Source organism: Sphingomonas prati (assembly GCF_014643515.1).
GTDB classification, from domain to species: domain Bacteria; phylum Pseudomonadota; class Alphaproteobacteria; order Sphingomonadales; family Sphingomonadaceae; genus Sphingomonas_R; species Sphingomonas_R prati.
Map to the genome: position 1 here is coordinate 82,697 of NZ_BMJP01000002.1, position 23,455 is coordinate 106,151.

General features: G+C 68.6%; 28 protein-coding genes and 1 tRNA gene. 15 read left to right on the plus strand and 14 right to left on the minus strand.

Features of this window, described 5'->3' with window-relative positions:
- Positions 1–71: 71 nt before the first annotated feature.
- The 8 genes from IEX50_RS08215 to IEX50_RS08250 form a co-directional block, all read right to left on the minus strand.
- Positions 72–329 (minus strand): GlsB/YeaQ/YmgE family stress response membrane protein, encoded by a 258-nt coding sequence (locus IEX50_RS08215; RefSeq protein WP_157174788.1) that lies wholly within the window; start codon positions 327–329, stop codon positions 72–74.
- An 82-nt stretch (positions 330–411) separates the two neighbouring features.
- The gene (gene thiL, locus IEX50_RS08220; RefSeq protein WP_157174787.1) at positions 412–1,386 is read right to left on the minus strand and encodes a thiamine-phosphate kinase; all 975 of its coding nucleotides are present in this window, start codon (positions 1,384–1,386) and stop codon (positions 412–414) included.
- A 152-nt stretch (positions 1,387–1,538) separates the two neighbouring features.
- Positions 1,539–1,994, minus strand: a complete 456-nt coding sequence (gene nusB / locus IEX50_RS08225; protein WP_184075128.1) for a transcription antitermination factor NusB — start codon at positions 1,992–1,994, stop codon at positions 1,539–1,541.
- 3 nt (positions 1,995–1,997) lie between these two features.
- Positions 1,998–3,290, minus strand: a complete 1,293-nt coding sequence (gene hisD, locus IEX50_RS08230) for a histidinol dehydrogenase (protein WP_157174786.1) — start codon at positions 3,288–3,290, stop codon at positions 1,998–2,000.
- Between the two features lie 21 nt (positions 3,291–3,311).
- On the minus strand, positions 3,312–3,974 hold the full coding sequence (gene hisG / locus IEX50_RS08235; RefSeq protein ID WP_157174785.1) for an ATP phosphoribosyltransferase: 663 nt from the start codon (positions 3,972–3,974) through the stop codon (positions 3,312–3,314).
- 97 nt (positions 3,975–4,071) lie between these two features.
- Positions 4,072–4,572 carry a Dps family protein gene (locus IEX50_RS08240; protein WP_157174784.1) on the minus strand — a complete coding sequence of 167 codons (501 nt, stop codon included), beginning with the start codon at positions 4,570–4,572 and terminating at the stop codon, positions 4,072–4,074.
- A gap of 88 nt (positions 4,573–4,660) precedes the next feature.
- Positions 4,661–5,230: a TMEM165/GDT1 family protein gene (locus IEX50_RS08245; protein WP_157174783.1), complete on the minus strand. Its 570-nt coding sequence runs from the start codon at positions 5,228–5,230 to the stop codon at positions 4,661–4,663.
- A 26-nt stretch (positions 5,231–5,256) separates the two neighbouring features.
- Complete coding sequence (locus tag IEX50_RS08250; protein WP_157174782.1) at positions 5,257–5,592, minus strand: hypothetical protein; 336 nt, start codon at positions 5,590–5,592, stop codon at positions 5,257–5,259.
- Between the two features lie 189 nt (positions 5,593–5,781).
- Between IEX50_RS08250 and rpmG the strand changes: the two genes are divergently transcribed.
- Positions 5,782–5,949 (plus strand): 50S ribosomal protein L33, encoded by a 168-nt coding sequence (gene rpmG, locus IEX50_RS08255; RefSeq protein ID WP_157174781.1) that lies wholly within the window; start codon positions 5,782–5,784, stop codon positions 5,947–5,949.
- A 153-nt stretch (positions 5,950–6,102) separates the two neighbouring features.
- Here rpmG and IEX50_RS08260 read toward each other — a convergent pair whose 3' ends face one another.
- Complete coding sequence (locus IEX50_RS08260; RefSeq protein WP_157174780.1) at positions 6,103–6,465, minus strand: response regulator; 363 nt, start codon at positions 6,463–6,465, stop codon at positions 6,103–6,105.
- A 33-nt stretch (positions 6,466–6,498) separates the two neighbouring features.
- On the opposite strand from IEX50_RS08260, the gene IEX50_RS08265 reads away from it, so the two are divergent.
- From IEX50_RS08265 to IEX50_RS08285, 5 genes are all read left to right on the plus strand, one after another.
- A complete protein-coding gene (locus IEX50_RS08265) occupies positions 6,499–6,774 on the plus strand; it encodes a DUF3572 domain-containing protein (protein WP_157174779.1) in 276 nt (91 codons plus the stop codon).
- Complete coding sequence (locus IEX50_RS08270; protein WP_157174778.1) at positions 6,771–7,394, plus strand: HAD family hydrolase; 624 nt, start codon at positions 6,771–6,773, stop codon at positions 7,392–7,394. The genes IEX50_RS08265 and IEX50_RS08270 overlap by 4 nt, the downstream gene beginning before the upstream one ends.
- Before the next feature lie 193 nt (positions 7,395–7,587).
- On the plus strand, positions 7,588–8,049 hold the full coding sequence (locus IEX50_RS08275) for a RidA family protein (protein ID WP_157174777.1): 462 nt from the start codon (positions 7,588–7,590) through the stop codon (positions 8,047–8,049).
- Positions 8,050–8,059: 10 nt separating this feature from the next.
- Entirely contained in the window at positions 8,060–8,788 is a 729-nt protein-coding gene (locus tag IEX50_RS08280; RefSeq protein ID WP_229673819.1) for a glycerophosphodiester phosphodiesterase family protein, read from the plus strand.
- Complete coding sequence (locus IEX50_RS08285; RefSeq protein ID WP_157174775.1) at positions 8,785–9,921, plus strand: GNAT family N-acetyltransferase; 1,137 nt, start codon at positions 8,785–8,787, stop codon at positions 9,919–9,921. The genes IEX50_RS08280 and IEX50_RS08285 overlap by 4 nt, the downstream gene beginning before the upstream one ends.
- A gap of 216 nt (positions 9,922–10,137) precedes the next feature.
- Here IEX50_RS08285 and IEX50_RS08290 read toward each other — a convergent pair whose 3' ends face one another.
- Positions 10,138–10,434, minus strand: a complete 297-nt coding sequence (locus tag IEX50_RS08290; RefSeq protein WP_157174774.1) for a hypothetical protein — start codon at positions 10,432–10,434, stop codon at positions 10,138–10,140.
- 99 nt (positions 10,435–10,533) lie between these two features.
- Complete coding sequence (gene panC / locus IEX50_RS08295; protein WP_157174773.1) at positions 10,534–11,382, minus strand: pantoate--beta-alanine ligase; 849 nt, start codon at positions 11,380–11,382, stop codon at positions 10,534–10,536.
- Positions 11,383–11,471: 89 nt separating this feature from the next.
- Here panC and IEX50_RS08300 point away from each other — a divergent pair, with 89 nt between their 5' ends.
- From IEX50_RS08300 to IEX50_RS08320, 5 genes are all read left to right on the plus strand, one after another.
- A complete protein-coding gene (locus IEX50_RS08300; RefSeq protein WP_157174772.1) occupies positions 11,472–12,278 on the plus strand; it encodes a division plane positioning ATPase MipZ in 807 nt (268 codons plus the stop codon).
- Positions 12,278–12,688 carry a J domain-containing protein gene (locus IEX50_RS08305; RefSeq protein WP_157174771.1) on the plus strand — a complete coding sequence of 137 codons (411 nt, stop codon included), beginning with the start codon at positions 12,278–12,280 and terminating at the stop codon, positions 12,686–12,688. Before IEX50_RS08300 ends, IEX50_RS08305 begins: the two co-directional genes overlap by 1 nt.
- Positions 12,685–14,067, plus strand: coding sequence for a phosphoglucomutase/phosphomannomutase PgmG (gene pgmG, locus IEX50_RS08310; RefSeq protein ID WP_157175777.1), 1,383 nt, complete (start codon positions 12,685–12,687; stop codon positions 14,065–14,067). Before IEX50_RS08305 ends, pgmG begins: the two co-directional genes overlap by 4 nt.
- A gap of 59 nt (positions 14,068–14,126) precedes the next feature.
- On the plus strand, positions 14,127–14,591 hold the full coding sequence (locus tag IEX50_RS08315; protein ID WP_157174770.1) for a hypothetical protein: 465 nt from the start codon (positions 14,127–14,129) through the stop codon (positions 14,589–14,591).
- Between the two features lie 68 nt (positions 14,592–14,659).
- A complete protein-coding gene (locus tag IEX50_RS08320) occupies positions 14,660–15,916 on the plus strand; it encodes a multidrug effflux MFS transporter (RefSeq protein ID WP_229673820.1) in 1,257 nt (418 codons plus the stop codon).
- Between the two features lie 5 nt (positions 15,917–15,921).
- Here the strand turns inward: IEX50_RS08320 and IEX50_RS08325 are convergent, their stop codons facing one another.
- The 3 genes from IEX50_RS08325 to IEX50_RS08335 form a co-directional block, all read right to left on the minus strand.
- The gene (locus IEX50_RS08325) at positions 15,922–17,511 is read right to left on the minus strand and encodes a DUF5597 domain-containing protein (protein ID WP_229673821.1); all 1,590 of its coding nucleotides are present in this window, start codon (positions 17,509–17,511) and stop codon (positions 15,922–15,924) included.
- A 331-nt stretch (positions 17,512–17,842) separates the two neighbouring features.
- Positions 17,843–17,918: transfer RNA gene (locus IEX50_RS08330), tRNA-Ala, on the minus strand.
- 72 nt (positions 17,919–17,990) lie between these two features.
- Positions 17,991–18,302 (minus strand): TIGR02300 family protein, encoded by a 312-nt coding sequence (locus IEX50_RS08335; RefSeq protein ID WP_076071971.1) that lies wholly within the window; start codon positions 18,300–18,302, stop codon positions 17,991–17,993.
- Between the two features lie 106 nt (positions 18,303–18,408).
- Between IEX50_RS08335 and aroA the strand changes: the two genes are divergently transcribed.
- The 4 genes from aroA (at position 18,409) to rpsA (ending at position 23,323) form a co-directional block, all read left to right on the plus strand.
- Positions 18,409–19,779 carry a 3-phosphoshikimate 1-carboxyvinyltransferase gene (gene aroA, locus IEX50_RS08340; RefSeq protein ID WP_229673822.1) on the plus strand — a complete coding sequence of 457 codons (1,371 nt, stop codon included), beginning with the start codon at positions 18,409–18,411 and terminating at the stop codon, positions 19,777–19,779.
- A complete protein-coding gene (locus tag IEX50_RS08345) occupies positions 19,776–20,717 on the plus strand; it encodes a proline iminopeptidase-family hydrolase (RefSeq protein WP_157174767.1) in 942 nt (313 codons plus the stop codon). The genes aroA and IEX50_RS08345 overlap by 4 nt, the downstream gene beginning before the upstream one ends.
- Positions 20,714–21,340, plus strand: a complete 627-nt coding sequence (locus IEX50_RS08350) for a (d)CMP kinase (protein WP_157174766.1) — start codon at positions 20,714–20,716, stop codon at positions 21,338–21,340. Before IEX50_RS08345 ends, IEX50_RS08350 begins: the two co-directional genes overlap by 4 nt.
- Positions 21,341–21,559: 219 nt before the next feature.
- A complete protein-coding gene (gene rpsA, locus IEX50_RS08355) occupies positions 21,560–23,323 on the plus strand; it encodes a 30S ribosomal protein S1 (RefSeq protein WP_157174765.1) in 1,764 nt (587 codons plus the stop codon).
- Positions 23,324–23,455 lie beyond the last annotated feature (132 nt).

A 23,455-nucleotide genomic window follows, 5' to 3' on the forward strand; every position in this document is an offset into this window, starting at 1 on the left:
GCCGCGAAGACAAAGAAAAGGCCGCCCCGGTCTCCCGGGGCGGCCTCAATCTACACCGAAGTGCGTCGCGATTAGCGGACGCGACCGCGGCGGAACAGGTTCACGATCGCGAGCAGGATGATCGCACCCAGCAGCGAAACGAGGAACGTCGTCAGATTGAGCGGCGCGTTGTTGATCGAGCCACCCGTGATGATCAGGCCGCCGATGAAGGCACCCACGATGCCGACGACGATGTTGAGCAGGATGCCCTGCTGCGCGTCGGTGCGCATGATGATGCTCGCCAGCCAGCCGATGACACCACCCACGATCAACCACATGATCAAACCCATAACGACCTCCCTGTTTTGACGATGGCCTGTGCAGCCCTTGCGTCGAGTAGGATGTTGATACGCACCGGGAACGATACGGTTCCTACGGCGCGAGGTCCTTTTCGGTTGCACCATGCTGGTATCCGGTGCGCCCCGGCACTGGCACCGCGGCCCCCTGATAAGTCAGGCTCAGCCCCGAACCGGCCGAAAACGCCCCGATCCGGCCGATCCGCACGCCGATCGCCGCCGCCCGCGCCTGCATCTCCGCGGCCGCATCCGGCGGCACCGCCATTAAGAGTTGGTAATCGTCGCCCGCGGTCGCCGCCGCGATCCGCACGTCCAGCGTATCGCCCCCCGCCGCCGCGATCAGCGCATCGGACAACGGCAGGGCATCCAGCGTAATAGCCACCGCACACCCGCTGGCGGCCGCGATCCGCCCGGCATCGATCAGCACCCCGTCGGAAACATCCGCCGACGCCCGCACAAACGGCACCAGCGCCTGCCCCGCCGCGACCTGCGCCCGCGGCCGCCGATATGCCGCCAGCAATTCGGCCGAACCCGCCATCGCCCCGCGCGCGATCTCCAGCCCCAGGCCGGCATCACCGATCGTCCCGGTGACCCACAACCCGTCCCCCGGCCGCGCCCCGGTCCGCGACGGCGCCCCACCCGGCGCCACCGATCCGATCGCCGTCAGCCCCAGCGTCCGCGCACCCCGCCCCGCGACGGTATCGCCCCCGAGCAACGGCACGGCATAGACGTCACAGACCTCCGCCAATCCGGCCACGAACCGCGCATCCCACCCGCGATCGCCGCTCAGCGTATAGCCCAGCAACACCCCCTCCGGCCGCGCGCCCTTCCCAGCCAGATCGGACAGGTTCACCGCAACGAGCTTCCAGGCGACATCCTCGGGCGGATCGCCGGGCAGATAATGCACGCCCTCGACCAGCATGTCGTGCGTGAGGACCAGCACTCGCCCGGCAGGCGGCACGAACAAAGCCGCATCATCCAGCAACCCCCGCGCCCCCACACCGGTCGCGACGCCCTTCAGCAACTCGATAAACGCTGCCTCGTCGGACACAGCTGCCCTCCAGCCAGAAAAAACGCCCCCTCCCTTTTAAGGGAGGGGGTTGGGGGTGGGTGCAACAGCGTCCCAAATTCAACGTCGCAATAGCGAGCAGGTACCACCCACTCCCAACCCCTCCCTTGAAAGGGAGGGGGGCTAGAAGAACACTAGACCCGCACAGCCTTCGCAACCGCGTCGAGAAGCCCGTTCACGAATCCCTTCTCACGCTTGTCGTAGAACGCCGCCGCCACATCGACATACTCGGAAATCACGCTCCCCGTCGGCACATCCGGCCGCGCGATCAGCTCGTACGTGCCCGCGCGCAGGATCTGCCGCATCGGCTTGTCCAGCCGCGCCATCGACCAGCCTGCGGCCAGCTTGTCCGAAATCGCCGCATCGACCTCGTCGCGCCGCGCATCCACGCCGCGCACCAGATCGTCGAAGAAATCGACCTCCGCATCGGCATATTCGACATCGTCGACGGTCGCGCCCAGCCGGTGACGATGGAATTCGTCGAGCAGCCGCGGCAGCGTGATCGTCTCCATCTCCTGCTGGTACAGCGCCTGCACCGCTGCCAGCCGCGCGGCACTGCGCGATCGCGAACGTTCGTTGATCTTGGCCATCTATTAACTCCCCAGCCGGACCGCGACCGACGCCGCATGTGCCGGCAACCCCTCGGCCGTCGCCAGCGTCACTGCCGCCGGCCCGATCGCACGCAGCGACACGGGGTCCAGCGCCAGGAAACTGGTCCGCTTCATGAAATCCAGGACCGACAGTCCCGATGAAAAACGCGCGCGCCGCCCGGTCGGCAACACATGGTTCGGCCCCGCGACATAGTCGCCGACCGCCTCGGGCGTGTGCCGCCCCAGGAACACCGACCCGGCATGCCGGACGCGCGCAAAGATCGCATCCGGATCGTCCGTCGCGATCTCCAGATGCTCGGGCGCCAGCCGGTCTACCAACGGGATCGCCGCATCCAGCGTCGGCACCACGATGATCGCGCCATAATCGGCCCAGCTCGCCCGCGCCACGCGCTCGGTCGCCAGCGTCGTCAGCCGCGCCTCGACCGCTGCCATCACCGCGTCGCCGAACGCCGCGTCGTCGGTGATCAGGATCGACTGGCTGACCGGGTCATGCTCCGCCTGGCTCAGCAGGTCGATCGCGATCCAGTCCGGGTCGTTGGCGCCGTCGGCCACCACCACGATCTCGGACGGGCCGGCGACCATGTCGATCCCCACCACGCCGTACAGCTGGCGCTTGGCCTCCGCGACCCAGGCATTGCCCGGGCCCACGATCACGTCGGTCGCCGCAATCCGCTCCGTCCCGTACGCCAGCGCCGCGATCGCTTGCGCCCCGCCGATGCGGAACACCTGATCGACGCCGGCGATCTCCGCCGCGGCCAGCACCAGCGGATTGACCTCGCCGTTCGGGGTCGGCGTCACCATCGTCAACCGATCAACGCCCGCGGCGCGCGCCGGCAAGGCGTTCATGAGCACCGACGACGGATAGGCCGCGCGCCCACCCGGCACATACAGCCCCGCCGCCTCGACCGCGCGCCAGCGCGACCCCAGCCGCACACCCTGCGCATCGACCGCATCGCGATCAGCCGGCACCTGCGCCGCATGGAACAGCCGGATCCGTTCCGCCGCCAGTTCCAGCGCATCGCGCAGGTCGCTCCCCAACCCGTCCAGCGCCGCACGCCGCTCCGCCCGCGGCACCTCCCACCCGGTCGTTGCCAGCTCATGCCCGTCGAACCGCGCGGTCAGTTCGGCCACCGCCACATCGCCGCGCGCGCGCACGTCCGCGACGATCGCCGCGACCGATTCGCGCACGCCCGCATCCGACTCGCGCCGCGCATTCACCAGGGTTTCGAACGCCGCAGCAAAGCCCGCGTCGGTCGCATCCAGCCGCTGGGTCATCGCCCGCCTCCGCTCGTAAAATCAGGCCGCACGCTGCGCCCCCGCCATCCGGAACCCGTCGATCAGCGCCGCGATCTGCCCGCTGCGCGTCTTGAACGCCGCGCGGTTGACGATCAGCCGGGCCGACACCTGTGCGATCACCTCGACCTCGGCCAGCCCGTTCTCGACCAGCGTCCGCCCGCTCGACACCAGATCGACGATCCGGTCGGCCAGCCCCAGCACCGGCGCGATTTCCATCGCGCCGTTCAGCTTCACGCATTCCGCCTGCACGCCGCGCGCCTCGAAATGGCGCCGCGTGATGTTCGGATATTTCGTCGCCACACGGACGTGGCTCCATTCGCGCGGGTCGTCGCCTGCCGCCAGTGCCACCGGTTCCGCCACCGACAACCGGCAATGCCCGACGTCCAGATCGACCGGCGCGTAAAGTTCGGAATAGTCGAACTCCATCAGCACGTCGGACCCGACGACACCGACCTGCGCCGCGCCGTGCGCCACAAACGTCGCGACGTCGAACGCCCGTACCCGGATGATCCGCACGCCGGGATCGCTGGTCGCGAACATCAGCGCGCGGCTCGCCGGGTCGGAGAACGCCGCTTCCGGCACGATCCCGACCTGCGCCAGCATCGGCAGCACTTCGTCGAGGATACGGCCCTTTGGAATGGCCAGGGTGACGGGTTCGATCATGCCGCGCGCCTTACGCGCCCAACCGACGCCTCACAAGAAACCACTTTGCCCCACGTCTCGGGGCGATTGCGGGGCCGGTCGCCCGGCCCCCACAGCATCACACCTTGCGGCTGGCCTCGAACAGGAACCACGCACGCTCTTCGGCCTGGTCGGTCCAGTCGTCCAGAATGCCGCTGGTCGCATTGTCCTTGGCTTCGTCGACGATGTCCTTTGCCTCGCGCAGCGCCTGCACCAGATGCAGATTGTCCTCGCGCAGCTCGACCAGCATGTCGTCCGCACTCACGAACGGCTTGTCGTTGTCCTGAATCGTCTGGCGGCGCGAAATGTCGCCGATCGACCGCAGCGTGACGTTGCCAGTCTTGCGCACGCGCTCTGCGATCGCGTCGGTCGTGCCCAGGATCTGCGCGGCCTGATCGTCGAGCATCAGGTGATAGTCGCGGAAATGCGGCCCCGACACGTGCCAATGGAAATTCTTGGTCTTCAGGTACAGCGCGAAGCTGTCCGCCAGCACGCCGTTCAGCGCGTCGGCGACGGTCTTGGCGTTGGTCGTCGCGATATCGGTCGGGGTTGCCAGTTCGGGCTGCGGGGTGTCGGCCATGATGCGTCTCCGGATATTTGGTTCGGGTCCTCAACGACCCAGACCCGCCTCGGTCGCATCCCCGCCCACAGAATTTTCGCGCCGGACGCTAGAGCAACCGCAAGGCATCGAGCCCGAACCCGAGCGCGACCAGAATGAACACCACCCCGATCCCGATCCGCACGGCGCGTAGCGGCATCACCGTCACGAACCGCCGCCCCAGCATCGCCGCGGGCACCGCCGCCGCCAGCACGCCCAGCGTCGCGCCGATCGCCGCCAGCACCGGCGCCGCGGTCCGCGCCGACAGCGCGAACGCCAGGAACTGCGTCTTGTCACCGAGGCCCGCCGCCAGCAGCACGCCGAAACTCCCACCGAACGCCCCCAGCCGCGGCGACACCGTCAGCTTCGGCGTCTTGGGCCGCGCAAGCGACCCGATTCCCGCGGACAGCAGCGCCAGCGCCGCCATCAGCGACAGCGCACGGAACGGCACCGTACCATGCACCACAGCACCGCCCGCCGCGCCGATCCCAGTGCTGACCAGCGCCGCCAACCCCGCCGCAGCCAGCACGCGGCCGGTCCTGTCCGGAAACTTCAGGCAGAGCAGGATGACCAGCAACTGGCTGCGGTCGCCGATCTCGGCCAGCCCGCACGCCACGAACGCACTCAGCAATGCATCCATCTATTCAGCGAACCCCACGCGTAGGATCAGTCCGCAAACCGGACGCTGATCGACGCCAGCAACGCATGGACCGCATGATCGTCGCCCGGCGCGCACCCGCACGCCTCGCGCAGACCCGCCAGATAGGGCCGGATCAACGCCGCGCGCCCGTCACGCCCGATCGCGGTCGCCAGTTCGGCGGCGATGCCCACGACCGCGGACAGCCCGTGCAACCGCGCCGTTCCGCGAATCTCGACCACCCGCTGCATCAGCCGGTCGAGCGACAGCGTCGGCAAATCCGCCTCCAGCACCGCGATCCGCCCGCACAGGCGGGTCGCCGCGGCCATGTCGTTCTCGTCGTCCTGTCTGTAAGCGGTCGCCATCTTGCGTCCTCCCCTTGCGACCTTGTGCGCCCGCATTCCTTATCCACCGATTAAGACGCGTCCGCGACATTGCCGGCGACAGAACGGTCCACGGGCTTGACTCTCCTCCTCGCGTCGCTCAAAGGACCCGGCATACAGGCGGCGGCAACGTCGCCTTCTTTTTTTTCGCGTTCGCAAAGGTTCCGGGTCATGGCAAAGCCGACCACCGTCAAGATCAAGCTCGTCAGCACCGCCGACACGGGTTTCTTCTACGTCACGAAGAAGAACCCCCGCACGCAGACGGAAAAGTTCACCTTCCGCAAGTACGACCCCGTCGTGCGCAAGCATGTCGAGTTCAAGGAAGCCAAGATCAAGTGATCTAGGTCCGCCCAGGCGGCGGACCGAGATTATCCCCGCGCAGGCGGGGATCCAGCAAAAAACCCGCAGGGTCCACGCTCGTCACGAGCGCAGACCCTGCGGGTTTTGAATGTCGAGCCCCCGCCGTACCAGGCACGACCGCTCTGACCGCCCCTAAAGCAAAGCCTCCACAGACCCCACGAACCGCATCACCGAAATCGGTTTCGACACATAGGCCTGCGCCCCTGCCGCGCGGATCCGCGCCTCGTCGCCGTGTGCGGCATAGGCCGTCACCGCCATCACCGGGATCTCCCGCAACGCATCGTCCGCGCGCATCGCCGCGATCAGGTCCAGCCCGCTCACATGCGGCAACTGGATGTCCATGATGACCAGGTCGGGCGCGAACTCCCGCGCCGTCGCCAGCGCCTCGCGCCCGTCGCTGACGCCCCGCGCATCATAGTCGTGCGCGCGCAAAAGGTCGCAGAACAGCTTGAGATTAAGCTCGTTGTCCTCGACAATCAGGACTTTCTTCGCCACCGCACCCTCTCGCATCTGGCACGGGAGTAGAGGATGGCGGCCAAGGATACAATGAACGCGGACGGCGCCGCAGCCCTCGCGTTGAACGCGCTCGTCTGGACGCTGGGCGAACCGTCGCGCGCCGATCGGCTGCTCGCGCTGACCGGCCTCGACCCCACCGACCTGCGCACCCGCGCGAACGATCCGGCGGTGCTCGGCGCGGTCCTCGGCTTCCTCGAATCGCACGAACCGGACCTGATCGCCTGCGCCGCCGACCTCGACGTCGCGCCCGACCGGCTGGTCCGCGCCAACGCATTGCTCTCCGCATGAGCCGCCCGCTGCTCATCACCGACTGCGACGAGGTGCTGCTCCACATGGTCACCCATTTCGGGGCCTGGCTTGATGCGGAACATCAGCTCGATTTCCAGCCGCGCGGCGGTCACTTCACCTCCAGCACGCGCCGCCGCAGCGACGGCACGCTGTTCCCCGACGAACAGCTCTGGCCGCTGCTCAACGGCTTCTTCGAAACGCAGATGCACCGCCAGACGCTCGTCCCCCACGCGGCCGAGGCACTGGCAGAGATCGGTGAGGTCGCCGACATCGTCGTGCTCACCAACATCATGCCTGACTGGCATGCGGGCCGGGTCGCGCAACTCGCCGCGCACGGCATCCGCCACCGCGTCGTCTGCAACCAGGGCGGCAAGGGCACCCCCGCGCGCACGCTGATCGAGGAATTCGCCCCCTCCGCCGCGGTGTTCGTCGACGACCTCGCCGTCCACCACGCATCGCTCGCCGAACACACGCCCGAGGTCTGGCGCCTCCACATGGTCTCCGAACCCACCCTCGCCCCCGACGTCGCCCCGGCGCCCGAGGCCGACGCCCGCATCGACGACTGGCGCGAAGCCAAGGACTGGATTCTCGCGCGGTTCGAAGAGGGACCGCGGAGGTAGGGCACATCAGAAAAGCCCCCTCCCTTTCAAGGGAGGGGTTGGGGGTGGGTGCAACAGCTCCACACCCACAGCGTCTTAATAAACGAACAGGTACCACCCACCCCCAACCCCTCCCTTGAAAGGGAGGGGGGCCAGAAGCACTACAACCCAATCCCCCTTGACCCACCCCGCGCCCCATCCGAAAGACCACAGCATGAGCATCGAAACCCGCCTCACCGAACTGGGCATCGCCCTTCCCGAAGCCGCCGCGCCCGTCGCGGCCTATGTCCCCGCGGTCGAGGCCGGCGGCCTGCTGCACTTGTCGGGGCAGCTGCCGTTCGACGACGGCGCACTGATGACCGGCTATGTCGGCGGCAACCGCGACGCGGACTATGGCAAGAAAGCCGCCGAACGCTGCGCCGTCATGGTGCTGGCCCAGGTCAAGAAGGCGCTCGGCACGCTCGACCGTGTGGAGCGCGTCGTGAAGCTCGGCGTGTTCGTCTCGTCCGACCCCGCCTTCACCGGCCAGCCCGCGGTCGCCAACGGCGCGTCCGAACTGATGGTCGCGGTGTTCGGCGATGCCGGCCGCCATGCGCGTTCCGCGGTCGGCGTGCCCGTCCTGCCGCTCGGCGCGGTCGTCGAAATCGACGCGGTCTTCGCCGTCCGCCAGGCCTGACCCTAAAGCGGTGCCCGCCCCAGATCCGGCGCGCACCGCCTTTCTCCGCGCGCAACCTTTCGCGCACCGCGGCCTCCACGGCGACGGCCGACTGGAAAACAGCCGCGCCGCGTTCGTCGCCGCGATCGCCGCGGGCTACGGCATAGAATGCGACGTCCAGGCCAGCCGCGACGGCGAGGCGTTCGTCTTCCACGACGCCGATCTCGACCGGCTGACCGACCAGACCGGCCCGCTTGCCGCGCGCGACGCCGCGGCACTCGACGGCATCCGCCTGACCGGCACGGACGAGACGATCCCCACGCTGTTCCAGCTGCTCGCCCGCACGCTCGGCCGCGTCCCCCTGCTGATCGAGGTCAAGACGCCCGCGACCGACATCCTGCCCATCTGCCGGGCCGTCGCGCGCGAGTTGGACGGGTATCGCGGGCCGGCCGCCGTCATGTCGTTCCACCCCGGCGTCGCGCGCTGGTTCCGCCGCAACGTCCCCGCCATCCCGCGCGGGCTGATCGTCAGCGAGGAAGACCGCCACGGACCGACGCACGACGCCCGCCGCACCCTTGCGCTGGCCCATGCGAAACCCGACTTCCTGGCCTATGATATCCGCAGCCTGCCCAGCCCGTTCGCCGCGCGGTTCCGCGCCCGCGGGATGCCCGTCTTGACCTGGACCGTGCGCGATGCCGCCGCCGAACGGATCGCCGCCGCCCATGCGGACGAAGTGATCTTCGAAGGCGCGCACCGATGAGCGATTCCGGCCTCACCGCCCGCATGGCCGGCGGCCTCGCCGATTTCAGCGCGGCGGACTGGGACGCCTGCGCCGGCACCGACAACCCGTTCGTCGGCCACGCCTTCCTGTCCGCGCTGGAGGATGCCGGCTGCGCGCAGCCCCGCGCTGGTTGGCAGCCCGTGCCGATCGTCATCGACGGTCCCGACGGCCGCCCCGCCGCGATCGCGCCAGCCTATGCCAAGAGCCACAGCCAGGGCGAATATGTCTTCGACCATGGCTGGGCCGACGCGTTCGAGCGCGCCGGCGGGCAATATTACCCGAAGCTCCAGATCGCCGTCCCGTTCAGCCCCGTTCCCGGCCCGCGCCTGCTCACCCGCGACCCCGCACTCCGCGTGCCGCTGGTCAACGCCATCGCCGCGGTCGTCGACCGGCTCGGCCTCTCCTCCGCGCACGCCACCTTCGTGGCGGAGGACGAGGTCGAAGTGTTCGAAGCGGCCGGCTGGCTGATCCGCGCCGACCGCCAGTTCCACTGGACCAACGACGGCTACGGCAGCTTCGACGATTTTTTGGCGGCCCTCGCCAGCCGCAAGCGCAAGGTGATCCGCAAGGAACGCGCCGCCGCGGTCCAGGGACTCGACATCGTCCACCTGACCGGCGATCAGATCACCGAGGCGCACTGGGACGCGTTCTGGCTGTTCTACCAGGACACCGGCGCGCGGAAGTGGGGCCGCCCCTACCTCAACCGGCGCTTCTTCTCGCTCCTGTCCGAACGGCTCGGCAACCGCGTCCTGCTGATGCTCGCGCTGCGCGACGGCGTGCCGATCGCCGGCGCGCTCAACCTGATCGGCGCCGACACGCTCTACGGCCGCTACTGGGGTTCGACCGAGGACGTCCCCTTCCTCCATTTCGAACTCTGTTATTACCAGGCGATCGACGCCGCCATCGCCCGCGGCCTTTCCCGCGTCGAAGCCGGCGCGCAGGGCTCCCACAAGCTCGCCCGCGGCTACGCCCCCGCCGTCACCTGGTCCGCCCACTACATCCCCGACCCCGCCTTCCGCCGCGCCGTCGCCGACTATCTCGAGGCCGAACGTGCCGCCGTGGCCGAGGACATCGAGGAACTCGACGAAATGACCCCGTTCAAGAAGGGGTAGGCCTCAAGCCCCCGCCCATCCCGAGCGAAGTCGAGGGACCCTTCGAGCGCAGCCGAGAAGCCAACAGCACCCCGCAAACTCCGTTCGGTTCGAGCCTGTCGAGAATCCCTTTCGGAACCCCAAACTCCGTTTGGTTCGAGCCTGTCGAGACCCCTACACAACCCAGCCAGGGTTCTCGACAAGCTCGAACCGAACGGAGGTGGGTGGTCAATTCCCTCAAGCAGCAACCCGCACCGTCACCCCCAACCAAGCCCGCGCCGCCTTCTGCGCGTTCGCGATCTCGCGCGCGGTCATGTCCTCGGCGATCTCCGCGCGACACTGCTGCCCGCGCTCGCTGCCGTTCAGCGCCGCCAGATTGAACCACTTATGCGCCTCGACCAGATCGAGCCCGATCCCCCCGCCACCCGACGAATAGGCCATCCCAAGATCGAGCAGTGCGTCGACATCCCCCCGGGTCGCCTCCGCGATCCGATCGTCGATGATGCTGCCGGCGGTACGAAGTTGCTGTCCCATGGTCCATTCCCTGTTCCGACGCGAGTCGTCAGGACTGGAAAGATGGGGCCCCAAGCGAGTATAAATGGTTAACGTCGTCGACCAAGGGACGTCGAACCCTCAGCCCACCACCACCGGCACATTGTCGATCAACCGCGTCGTCCCCAGCCGCGCGGCCGCCAGCAACCGCATCGGCCGATCCCCCACCACGCCAACCGGCACCAAACTCTCCGCATCGCTCAGCGCCACATAGTCCACGCTCGCGAACCCCGCGTCGATCAGCCGCCGCTCCGCTGCCGCCAGCACGCCCGCCACGTCGTCGCCGCGCGCGATCGCCGCCGCCGCCTCGCCCAGTGCGCGCGGCATCGCCCGCGCCGCCGCCCGCTGCTCGTCGTCGAGATAGGCGTTGCGCGACGACAGCGCCAAGCCGTCATCCTCACGCTGTGTCGGCACACCGACGATCTCGACCGCGAAATCCATATCCGCCACCATCCGCCGGATCACTGCCAGCTGCTGCCAGTCCTTCTCGCCGAACAGCGCGACGTCCGGCTGCACCTGGTTCAGTAGCTTGGCGACCACCGTCGCCACCCCGTCGAAATGGCCCGGCCGCGCCGCACCGCAAAGCCCCTCGCTCACCCCGGCGACCGACAGGTTGCTCGCGTACCCCTCCGGATACATCGCCGCCACGTCCGGCGCCCACAGCACGTCCACGCCGCCCGCATCCAGCATCGCCGCATCCGCCGCCTCGCGCCTGGGGTACGCCACCAGATCCTCGTTCGGCCCGAACTGCGTCGGATTGACGAAGATCGACGCCACCACATGGTCCGCGCGCAACCGGGCGGCCGCGACCAGCGCCATGTGCCCGGCATGCAGCGCCCCCATCGTCGGCACCAGCGCCACGCTCTCCCCCGCCGCGCGCCAGGCGCGGACGATGGCGCGCAACGCGCCGACAGTACGAATGATTTGCACCTTGGGGTGGCCTCCGATAGGGCTGAACAGCGTCTTTGGGGGGCGCGCCGGACGAGTTCAAGGGGGCGGGGCATACCCGCAAAGGGCTTTTGCAGACAGCGCATCTCATCGTCTTCGCCAATGAAAAAGGCGGTTCGGGCAAGTCCACCACCGCGGTCCATACCGCGGTCGCGCTGGCCGCGGCCGGCCGCCGGGTCGCGACGATCGACCTCGACCACCGCCAGCGCACGCTCGCCCGTTATCTGGAGAACCGCACCGCCACGATGGAGCGGCTCGGCGTCGATCTGCCCCTGCCGCACGTCGAAACGCTCGATCCCGCCAAGGGCCCGCAGGTCGGCGAACGGATCGACGCGCTCCGGTCTGAGGTCGACATCATCGTCGTTGACACGCCCGGCCGCGACGACGGTCCGGCCCGCGCCGCGATCGAACGCGCCGACACGCTAGTCACCCCGATCAACGACAGCTTCATCGATCTCGACCTGATCGGGCAGGTCGATCCGGACAGCTACAAGATCAAGCGCCCCAGCTTCTACGCGGAGATCGTGTGGGACGCGCGCAAGGTCCGCGCCAAGACCGACGGCGGCACCGTCGACTGGGTCGTGCTGCGCAACCGGTTGCAGCATATCGAGGCACGCAACATGAAACGCGTCGCCGCCGCCCTCGCCGAACTCAGCAAGCGGGTCGGCTTCCGCGTCATCCCCGGCCTGTCCGAACGCGTCATCTTCCGCGAACTGTTTCCGAAGGGGCTGACGCTGCTCGACCTGAAGGCGATCGGTGCCGACGCCGGCATCGCGCACATCGCCGCGCGCCAGGAACTGCGCGAAATGATCGCCGGCCTGGCGCTCCCCGATCGCAAGCCCGAACCGGCCCCCGCATCGACGATGGCCGCCGCCTGATGCTCCTGCTGCTCCTTGCCGCCGCCGCGGTCGGATATTGGGCGTACAAGGACGGCTCGCTCAAGACGCTGCGCTATGCCGATGTCGCCGCCGGCGTCGCGGCGCTGATCGGGCTCAGCCTGCTGTTCAAGGGCAATCCCACGCTCGGCATCGTGGCCCTGGGCGGTGCCGGCACCTGGGTCTGGTTCCGCAAGCAGGTCCCCGCTCGCCCGCTGATGACCGAGACCGAGGCGCTCGCCCTGCTCGAACTGCCGATCGGTGCCGATGCCGACCGGATCCGCGCGGCGCACCGCCGACTCATCGCCCGCGTCCACCCCGACGCCGGCGGCACTGCCGATCTCGCTCGCCGCGTGAACCTCGCGCGCGACACGCTGCTCGCCGTCACCCCGTCGCGCCCGATCGACCGCTGACCCGGCCAGCGCCACACCGCTTCGCGCCATCGATCCTGCGCGAATACGACATTCGCGGCATCGTCGGCGACACGCTCCACCCGGCCGATGCCACTGCGGTCGGCCGCGCCTTCGCCACCCTCGTCACCCGCGCCGGCAGCACCCGCATCGCGGTCGGCCGCGACGGGCGCACACATAGCGCGGCGCTCCAGGACGCGCTCGTCACCGGCCTCACCGCGGCCGGCTGCGACGTCGTGCGTATCGGCGTCGGCCCCACCCCGATGCTCTATTTTACGGAGGCCGTGCTCGGCGTCGACGCCGCGGTCATGGTCACCGGCAGCCACAACCCGCCCTCGTACAACGGCTTCAAGCTCGTCCACGCCCACCGCCCCTTCTACGCCGACCAGATCACGGACCTCGGGGCACTTGCAGCCGCCGGCGACTGGACCGACGCACCCCACCCCGGCCAAGTGTCCGACCTCGACAGCGCCACCCGCTACGTCGACCGCCTAATCGAAGGCCCCGACCTGCCCCCGCTCCGCATTGGCTGGGACGCCGGCAACGGCGCGGCCGGCGCGATCGTCAAACAGCTCACCGCCCGCCTTCCCGGCGAACACCATCTGCTGTTCACCGCGATCGACGGCAGCTTCCCCAACCACCACCCCGACCCCACCATCGACGCCAACCTCGCCGATCTCCGCGCACTCGTCCTGCGTGAGGAACTCGACCTGGGCATCGCGTTCGACGGCGACGGCGACCGGATCGGCGTGATCGACCACCGCGGCCGCACTTTGCCCGCCGACCGGCTGCTCGCAATCCTCGCCGAACCGGTGCTGGCCGCCCACCCCGGCGCGACGATCATCGGCGACGTGAAGATGTCGCAGATCCTGTTCGACCGGATCGCCGCACTCGGCGGCACCCCCGTCATGGGCCGCGCCGGCCACGCCCCGATGAAGGACGCGATGCGCGACACCGGCGCGCTGCTTGCCGGCGAACAGAGTGGCCACATCTTCTTCGCCGACGACTATCTCGGCTACGACGACGCACTCTACGCCGCGCTCCGCCTGATCCGCACGCTCACCGACAAACCCCTTGCCGACCTCGCCGACGCGCTCCCCGCCCGCACCGCCACCCCAGAACTGCGCTTCGCCTCCACCGAGGACCGCAAGTTCGACGTCGTGGCAGAGGTCGCCGCCCGGCTTGCTGCAGCTGGCGCCACCGTCGACACCACCGACGGCGTCCGCGTCACCATGCCCGACGGCTGGTGGCTGCTCCGCGCGTCCAACACACAGGACCTGCTCGTTGCGCGGGCCGAGGGTCGCGACCAGCCCGGCTGCGACCGCCTCATCGCCGCACTCAACACGCAACTCGTGCTCAGCAACGCCAGCCCCGCCACCTGACCCGCGGAACCCCCGCCTGTCCCGCCGGGTTACACCGGCAACTCACTCGGAGACCAACCATGCGTCCCACCGCCGCCCTCGCCCTCATCGCCCTCGTCGCCGCCCCGGCCGCAGCCCAGCTGACGACCGGCAACTCCGCCTCGACTGGCAGCGTTTCGTCCAACACCACCGGTTCCGGCTCGTCGAGCAGCAGCCTCGGCATCGGTCTGGGCAGCGGCTCGCTTTCGGGCAGCACCTCGACCACCGCCACCGGCTCGATCCCCGACGTCGCCGGCACCGGCTACGGCCAGCCCGGCACCCCGCTCGGATCGAACTCGTCGCTCAGCGCGCGCGTCAACGCGCAGGCCGGCTTGAGCAGCGCGTCGCGGCTCAACAACCGGCTCTCGACCGGCAGCGCCGGCTACACCGGTTCGGGCGCCAGCGGCGTCTCGAACGGCAACAATGCGGTCAGCGGCCTGTCGGGCGGCACGACCCTGTCGAACGCCGGTCAGCCCACCGGCACGCCGCTCGGTTCGGGGAACTGACACCCAAACGGGGGTTGCCGTAGCGCCGCGGTCGCCCCATCTTGCTGCAACGCAGCGAAAGTCCGGACATGATCGAAGCCACCACCCGTCACGGCGGCCCTGCCCACCCCGGCATGGGCTTCCGCCAGTTCGTTGCGTTCATCGCCGCGATGATGGCGATCAACGCGCTCGGCATCGACATCATGCTGCCCGCGCTCCCGGCCATGTCCAGCGCGCTCGGCATCACGGTCGAGAACCAGCGCCAGTTCATCATCGCCGCCTACGTCCTCGGCTTCGGCGCGGCTCAGCTGTTCTACGGCCCGCTCTCCGACCGCGTCGGTCGAAAGCCCGTCCTGCTCGTCAGCCTCTCGCTGTTCGCGGTCGCCAGCATCGCCGCCACCTTCTCGACCGACTTCACGACCATCGTCGCCGCCCGCCTGCTCCAGGGGGTCGTCGCTGCCTCGTCGCGCGTGCTTGCGGTCTCGATCGTGCGCGACTGCTACTCCGGCCGCCAGATGGCGCGCGTCATGTCGCTCAGCTTCATCGTGTTCCTCGCGGTGCCGATCCTCGCGCCCAGCATCGGCCAGCTCATCCTGATGGCCGGGCCGTGGCCCTGGATCTTCTACTTCCTCGCCGCCTTCGCAATCGCGGTGGTCACCTGGGGCTGGTTCAAGCTGCCCGAGACGCTGCACGAGGATTATCGCCGCCCGATCTCGGTCGCCTCGATCCTGTCCGCGGCACGCGAAGTCGTCACCAACCGCTATGCACTCGGCTACACGCTCGCCACCTCGCTGCTGTTCGGCGGGCTGATGGGCTACATCAACTCGGTGCAGCAGATCTTCGCCGACGTGTTCCAGCGCCCGGCGATCTTCACCACCGTGTTCGCCGCGACCGCCGGCACGATGGCGATCGGTTCGTTCTTCAACTCGCGGATCGTCGAACGGCTCGGCACGCGCCTCGTCTCGCACACCGCTTTGCTCGGCTTCATCGCGATCAGCGGCGTCCATCTGGCGGTCGCCGCGGCCGGCTACGAAACCGTGCTGAGCTTTGCCGTCCTGCTTGCCGCGACCATGGGCTGCTTCGCGCTCGCCGCGTCCAACTTCAACTCGATGGCGATGGAGCCGGTCGGCCACATCGCCGGAACCGCCTCGTCGATCCAGGGCTTCCTGTCGACAACGGGCGGCGCGCTGGTCGGCCTGCTGATCGGGCAGAGCTTCAACGGCACCACGATCCCGGTCGCCGCCGGCTTCTTCCTCACCGGCGTCGGGTCGCTCGCCATGGTGTTGCTCGTGGAACGCGGCAAACTCTTCCAGGCCCGCAACGCCCCGGTCGCGGTGCCTGCCTGACCGGTTCAGTAAGGCGCCAGCTTCACCTTCAGGACCTGCGGCAACGTCGTCAGATTGAGCCCGCTGCCGGTCTGGTCGCCGTTCCAGACGCGCTCGAAGACCCATTTGCCGTCATGGAAATGCCCTTCCTCGACCCGGGCCATCATGAACCGCTCGCCCTTCGCCGAATCGAACCGCACGCGCACCCGATGCCCGACGAGCAGGAACTCGTTCGGCGACAGTTGCGCGATCGTCGCCCCGCCGTCGGGCACGTCGCGATCGGGCACCGGGTCGGCCTTCCCCAGCCAGCTGTCGCCGACGGTCCCCATCTGCCATTCGCCGTAGGTCAGCGTCGCCGTCCAGCGATCGCCAAGCTTCAGCGTCTCGGGCTTCCGATCGTCCGCCTCGCCCGCGCCCCAGACCTCGTTCTCGAACGAGAGCCTGGCCCAGTCCCGCGCCATCGGGGCAAATCGCCGGTAATGAACCGCGAAGGTCTCGACCGTCTGGGCGTTCACCTGCCGCGCACCCAGTGGATAATTCGAGAAGCCGGAGTAATCGAGGCCGAACGGCGCAAAACCGATCCCCTGCCGCCCCAGCACGTCATAGAAGTGCCGCGCATAGCCCTTGTCGCTGCCGATCTCCGGAACGAACAACGCATTGTCCGCCCGCCCATATTGATCCAGCGTCTTGCGGACCCGCGCACTGTCGCGATCATAGATGTCCGGCGCGATCGCATCGACCGCCGGCGCCCCCGTCTTCCACACGTCCAGGACGTTCCACGTCGGCCCGCCCGAGGAATAGGTGAACGGATCCTGATACTTGAACGGGTCGCGCAAAGCCGCGTTGACATACATCGGCAGCGCCAGCTCGCGTTTGCCGGCCACCGTGATCTCGTCCACGTACCGGGCGATATGCCAGGCATGGAAATACTCGTCGGCATCCTTGCCGAACGCGGCTTTCCAGGTGCCGGGCTTCGCGCGCATCGCCCTGATCAGTTCGGCCGGCACCGGCTGTTCGAACAGCCGCTGGGCCGTCGGCGAGAAATCGCGCACCGCACTGTACGTGTCCACCTCGTTCTCGACCTGGACCATGATGACGCTGTGATCCGGATCGGCCGCCTTCAGGTGCCGCATGAGCGCCACGAACGCGCGCTTGTCCGCCTCCAGCGTCGCGCGGAAATGGGGTGAGAGCGAGTTCTTCACCTCGCCCTTCGCATTGACGACCCGTGGAAAGCGCCTGTTGTTCAGCTTGACCCATTCCGGCGCATAATCCGGATTGTTGTTCTTCCAGGTTCCGAACCACAGCAGGACCAGCCTGACGTCGTTCGCACGCGCCTGCGTCAGCAATTCGTCGACGAAGGAGAAATCGAACTGCCCCTCGACCGGTTCGATCTGCTCCCACGCGATCGGCATTTCCAGCGTGTTGGCAGACGCAGCCTTCACGGCCGGCCAGACCGTCGGAAGCTGCGAGGCGTAGTTCGCCGAGTTATTCGCCTGCACGCCAAGCATCAGGAACGGCGCCCCATCGACCATCAGCGCATGCCGGCCATCCTTCGTGACGAGCCGCGGAAGGTCGCTCGCCGATGCGACGCCGCTGATCGCCATGGCGGCGGCCATCGCCAGGGGGAGAATCCGTCGTGCAATAGCTGGCATTTTCGTCCCCGACCCGCGCCGTCATTCACGTGACGGCGTCGCAGGCCAAGCATCTACGGCGAATGGCGGGGGTGGACCAGAGCCAACGCGTGGCAATGAATACTGCTGATCAAGAGCGCGAACCGGGGCCGGAGCGACGGACCGGAACCGCCGATCTAAAGACCGCCTGCATGACGATCGACAGACGAGGTTCGAACGGACGCCCCCATTCCAGACCGCAATGGGCCGCCGCAGCGATGCCGCCCGACCCCAAACGCAAAAAAGCCCGCATCGCTGCGGGCTTTTTTAGGGGGGTTGGTGGAGCCGTGGGGGATCGAACCCCAGACCTTCGCAATGCCATCGCGACGCTCTCCCAGCTGAGCTACGGCCCCATACCCTGACCGCCGGCTGGGAACCGGCGGGGTGAGGCGCGCTCTACGAAAGCCGGCGCGCCCCTGCAAGCATTAATTCTCGTCTTCGTCCGCCGGTGCGGCCACACCGATATCGTCGTCGCCGCCCAGGTCGACATCGTCGTCGGGGCTCGGCTCGGCGTCCTCGTCGACTTCGAGGTCCTCGCTCAGGTCCGAATCGTCCTTTTCCTCGACGACCTTCTTCGGCGCGTCATAGGACAGCGGCTGCTTGGACTTCAGCACGCTTTCCGGTTCGAACTGCGTCGCGCACTCGACGCACGTGACGGGATCGTCCTTGCCCAGGTCGTAGAACCGCGTGCCGCACTTCGGGCAGGTCCGCTTGGCGCCCCATTCAGGCTTCGTCATGGATGGTTGCTCCGCAAAAGGGGAAGCGCGCCGAAAGCCGGGAGCCGTCGACGCGAATTGCCGCGCGCCTTGCCACAGCCCCATGCCCCTGTCAAAGCCGCGCCCCATGCACGCTCCATCCCTTCGGCCCGCCCCGACCCCCACCACCTTCACCACCGCCGGCCCGCTGTCCGGCCGGGTCCGCGTGCCGGGCGACAAGTCGATCTCGCACCGCGCGCTGATGCTGTCCGCGCTCGCGGTCGGCCGCAGCACGATCGACGGCCTGCTGGAGGGCGAGGACGTCCACGCCACCGCCGGCGCACTGCGCGCGATGGGCGCCACCATCGTCCGATCCGACGACGGCCGCTGGACGGTCGACGGCGTCGGGGTCGGCGGCCTGCTGCAACCCGCCATTGCGCTCGACATGGGCAACAGCGGCACGTCGACCCGCCTGCTGATGGGCCTCGTCGCCAGCCACCCGATCACCGCGACCTTCACCGGCGACGCCTCGCTCAGCAAGCGGCCGATGGGGCGCGTCATCGATCCGCTGTCGGCGATGGGCGCGGACATCACCGCCAGCCCCGGCGGCCGGCTCCCGCTCATGGTCCGCGGCCTCAACCCCGCGGTCCCGCTCGACTACCGGCTCCCCGTCGCCTCGGCGCAGGTGAAGTCCGCGGTTCTGCTCGCCGGGCTCAACACCCCCGGCATCACCCGCGTGATCGAACCGGTGCCGACCCGCGACCATAGCGAACGGATGCTCGCCGGCTTCGGCGCGACCGTCGACGTCACCATGGACGCCGACGGCACGCGCACCATCGCGATCCACGGCCCGGCGGACCTCAAGCCGCAGCATATCGACGTCCCCGGCGACCCCTCCTCCGCCGCATTCCTCGTCGTCGCCGCGCTGATCGTGCCGGGGTCGGAGGTCCGCATCGAGAATGTCGGCATCAACCCGACCCGCGCCGGCCTGTTCGGCGTGCTCCAGGCGATGGGCGCGGACCTGACCTTCCACGACCAGCGCCAAGTCGGCGGCGAACCGGTGGCCGACCTCGTCGTGCGCGGATCGACCCTCCACGGGATCGAGGTTCCGACCGAGACCGCTCCGTCAATGATCGACGAATATCCCGTCCTGTTCGTTGCCGCCGCCCTCGCCCGCGGCCGCACGACGTTACGCGGGCTGGAGGAGCTGCGCGTCAAGGAATCGGACCGCATCGCCGTCATGGCCACCGGCCTCCGCGCGATCGGTGCCGTGGTCGAGGAACTGCCCGACGGCCTCATCATCGACGGCCGCGACGGCGTCCCCTTCCCCGGCCTCCCCGCCGGCTCGGCGCCCGTCCGGACGCATCTCGACCACCGCATCGCGATGAGCTTCGCGGTCGCCGGCCTCGCCGCCACCGGCCCGGTCACGATCGACGACACCAGCCCGATCGCGACCAGCTTCCCGACCTTCCCCACGCTGCTCGCCACGCTCGGCGCGCGCTCGGCCCCCGCCCCATGACCCCCCTCGGCAGCACCGCCGTCGCCGCACCCGCGACCCGCACGCAGCGCGTGGCGGTCGAGGGCGGCACGCTCCACGTCCGGATCGACGGCGACCTCACCAGCGGCCGCACCCCGCTGCTGCTCGTCCATGGCGGCCCCGGCGGCTCGCATGCCGGGCTAATCCCGGCCGCACCGCTCGCCACCGACCGCGCGGTCATCTTCTACGACCAGCTCGATTGCGGTCGATCGGACCACCCCGGCGACCCCGCGAACTGGACCGTCGACCGATTCGCGTCCGAGATCGCCGCGATCCGCACCGCGCTCGGGCTCGACCGCGTCCACCTGTTCGGCCACAGCTGGGGCGCCACGCTCGCGCTCGAACATGCCGCCCGCACAACCGGCATCGCCAGCCTCGTCCTGATGGGCCCGCTCGTCTCGACCGCCGCCTGGCTCGCCGACGCCGCCACGCTCCGCACGCGGTTGCCTGCCGACGTCCAGGCGACGCTCATCGCCTGCGAGGGGCCGAACCCGCCTGCCGCGGAGGCCTGCCGCGCCGCGACCCGCGCCTATTACGACCGCTACTGGTGCTCGCGCGATCCCGACCCGGTCGTGACCGCCTACGCATCGGCGATGCCACGCTGCTTCACGCCCGCGATGTACGAGGCGATGTGGGGCACCAGCGAGTTCAGTGCGACCGGCACGCTCGCGGACTATGACGGCACGCCGCTCCTTGCTCAGCTACAAGCGCCCACGCTGTTCCTGATCGGCGACTCGGACGAGGTGACCGAACCCACCGCGCTGAAGTTCGCCGCCATGGTCCCGCACAACCGCGGCACCACCATCGTCGTGGCCGGCGCCGCCCACCGTCTGCAGAACGACCGGCCCGACCTGTTCCTGATGCATCTGCGCGACTGGATGCGCCTGCATGACGGCCTGAACGACGGAGACATCGCATGATCATCGCCGTCGACGGCCCCGCCGCATCGGGCAAGGGCACCATCGCCCGCGCACTCGCCGCACATTACCGGCTACCCTATCTCGACACCGGGCTGCTCTACCGCGCGGTCGGCCTCAACGTCGTGCGCGGCGGCGGCAACCCGTCCGATCCCGACGATGCGCTCGCCGGCTGCCGGTTCGACGATCTGCTGCTCAGCGATCCCAAGCTCCGCTCCGAAGACGCCGGCGCCACCGCCTCGATCGTCTCCGCGCATCCGGCAGTCCGTGAAGCCTTGGTCGAGCGGCAGCGCGATTTCGCCGCGCGGCCCGGCGGCGCGATCCTCGACGGGCGCGACATCGGCACCGTCATCGCGCCGCATGCCGATGCCAAGCTGTTCGTCCGCGCCAGCCCCACCGTCCGCGCGCAACGCCGCCATGCGGAGATGGCCGGCATGGGGCAACAGGTCTCGGTCGACACGCTCCTCGCCGAGATCCGCGAACGCGACCGGCGCGACAGCACGCGCGATACCGCCCCGCTGGTGCAGGCCGCGGATGCCGACTTGCTGGATACCAGCCTTTTGAGTATAGAGACTGCCGTCCAGCGGGCGATCGCGCTCGTGGATGCCCGGATGGCCGCGCGCTAAGCGCGCCGGCTGACAGGCGCGCCAGGCTCCGGTCCACGGACCGGCGCGTCTGGCGTGCCCTTTTGCCATGGAGCCACCCCGCTCCGGCTCCCCGCATTCACGCGTACGTCTCGACCGTCGGATGCTGTGCCGGCATGGGGTCGTCGCGGCAATACGGCCTTCCAAAGTCCTCCGGATTCTTCCCGGACGGCCGAACCTAGACTCAGGAAATTCCTCTTTATGGCCACTGCGGCAAACCCGACACGCGATGATTTCGCGGCGCTCCTCAACGAAACGCTCGGCGGCGAGAACGAAGGCTTCGAAGGCCGCGTCGTCAAGGGCACCGTCACCGGCATCGAAAACGACATGGCCGTCATCGACGTCGGGCTGAAGTCCGAAGGTCGCGTCCGCCTCAGCGAATTCGCCGCACCGGGCCAGAAGGCCGAACTCGCGATCGGCGACACCGTCGAGGTCTATGTCGACCGCGTCGAGAACGTCCACGGCGAAGCGATGCTGTCGCGTGACCGCGCCCGCCGCGAAGCCGCCTGGGACAAGCTGGAAGCCGAATTCTCCACCACCGCGCGCGTCGAAGGTGTCATCTTCGGTCGGGTCAAGGGCGGCTTCACGGTCGACCTGTCCGGTGCCGTGGCCTTCCTGCCCGGTTCGCAGGTCGACATCCGCCCCGTGCGCGACGTCACCCCGCTGATGGACATTCCGCAGCCGTTCCAGATCCTCAAGATGGATCGTCGCCGCGGCAACATCGTCGTGTCGCGTCGCGCCATCCTGGAAGAGACCCGCGCCGAACAGCGCACCGGCCTCATCCAGTCGCTGGCCGAGGGTCAGGTGATCGAAGGCGTCGTGAAGAACATCACCGATTACGGTGCGTTCGTCGACCTCGGCGGCATCGACGGCCTGCTCCACGTGACCGATCTCAGCTACAAGCGCGTCGGCCACCCGAGCGAGATGATCAACATCGGCGATACGCTGAAGGTCCAGATCATCCGCATCAACAAGGACACGCAGCGCATCTCGCTCGGCATGAAGCAGCTCGAAAGCGATCCGTGGGAGGGTGCCTCCGCCAAGTACCCGATCGAGGGCAAGTTCACCGGCCGCGTCACGAACATCACCGAATATGGTGCGTTCGTCGAGCTGGAGCCGGGCATCGAGGGCCTCGTCCACGTGTCCGAAATGTCCTGGACCAAGAAGAACGTCCACCCGGGCAAGATCGTCTCGACCTCCCAGGAAGTCGACGTGGTCATCCTCGAGGTCGATCAGGACAAGCGGCGCATCTCGCTCGGCCTCAAGCAGGCGATCAACAACCCGTGGGATGCGTTCATGGAACAGCACCCCGTCGGTTCGACCGTCGAGGGTGAAGTCAAGAACGCCACCGAATTCGGTCTGTTCGTCGGCCTCGATGGCGACGTCGACGGCATGGTCCACATGTCCGACATCGCATGGGGCGTCACCGGCGAAGAGGCGCTCGCGCTTCATCACAAGGGCGAGACGATCCAGGCTGTCGTGCTCGACATCGATCCGGAGAAGGAGCGCATCTCGCTCGGCATCAAGCAGCTCGAGCGCGGCGGTGTCGCGGTCGGCGGTGCTGCCGGTGCAGCAGCGGCTGCCGGTACGATTTCGGGCAGCAGCGGCGGCGGTTCGTCGCAGGGCGGCGTGAACAAGAACGTCGTGACCACGGTCACGGTGCTCGAGGTTCGCGACGGCGGTCTCGAAGTCCAGATGGGCGACGACGGCGTCACCGGCTTCATCAAGCGCACGGATCTGGGTCGCGACCGCGACGAGCAGCGTCCGGAGCGTTTCCAGGTCGGGCAGAAGTTCGATGCGATGGTCATCGGTTTCGACCGGTCGAAGAAGCCGAACTTCTCGATCAAGGCCATGCAGATGGCCGAAGAGAAGCAGGCCGTGGCGCAGTACGGGTCGTCCGACTCGGGTGCCTCGCTCGGCGACATCCTCGGTGCCGCTCTCAAGGCGCGCAACGAAGACAGCTGATCGCGTCATTGCCCGAACGGGCGGATCGGGGGCGCGGATCGAAAGGTCCGCGCCCCTTTTCGTTTTTTCGTACAAATCGAACATGCCCGTATGATCCCGCAGCGTTGACCGTTCCGGGCTTCGATCATAACG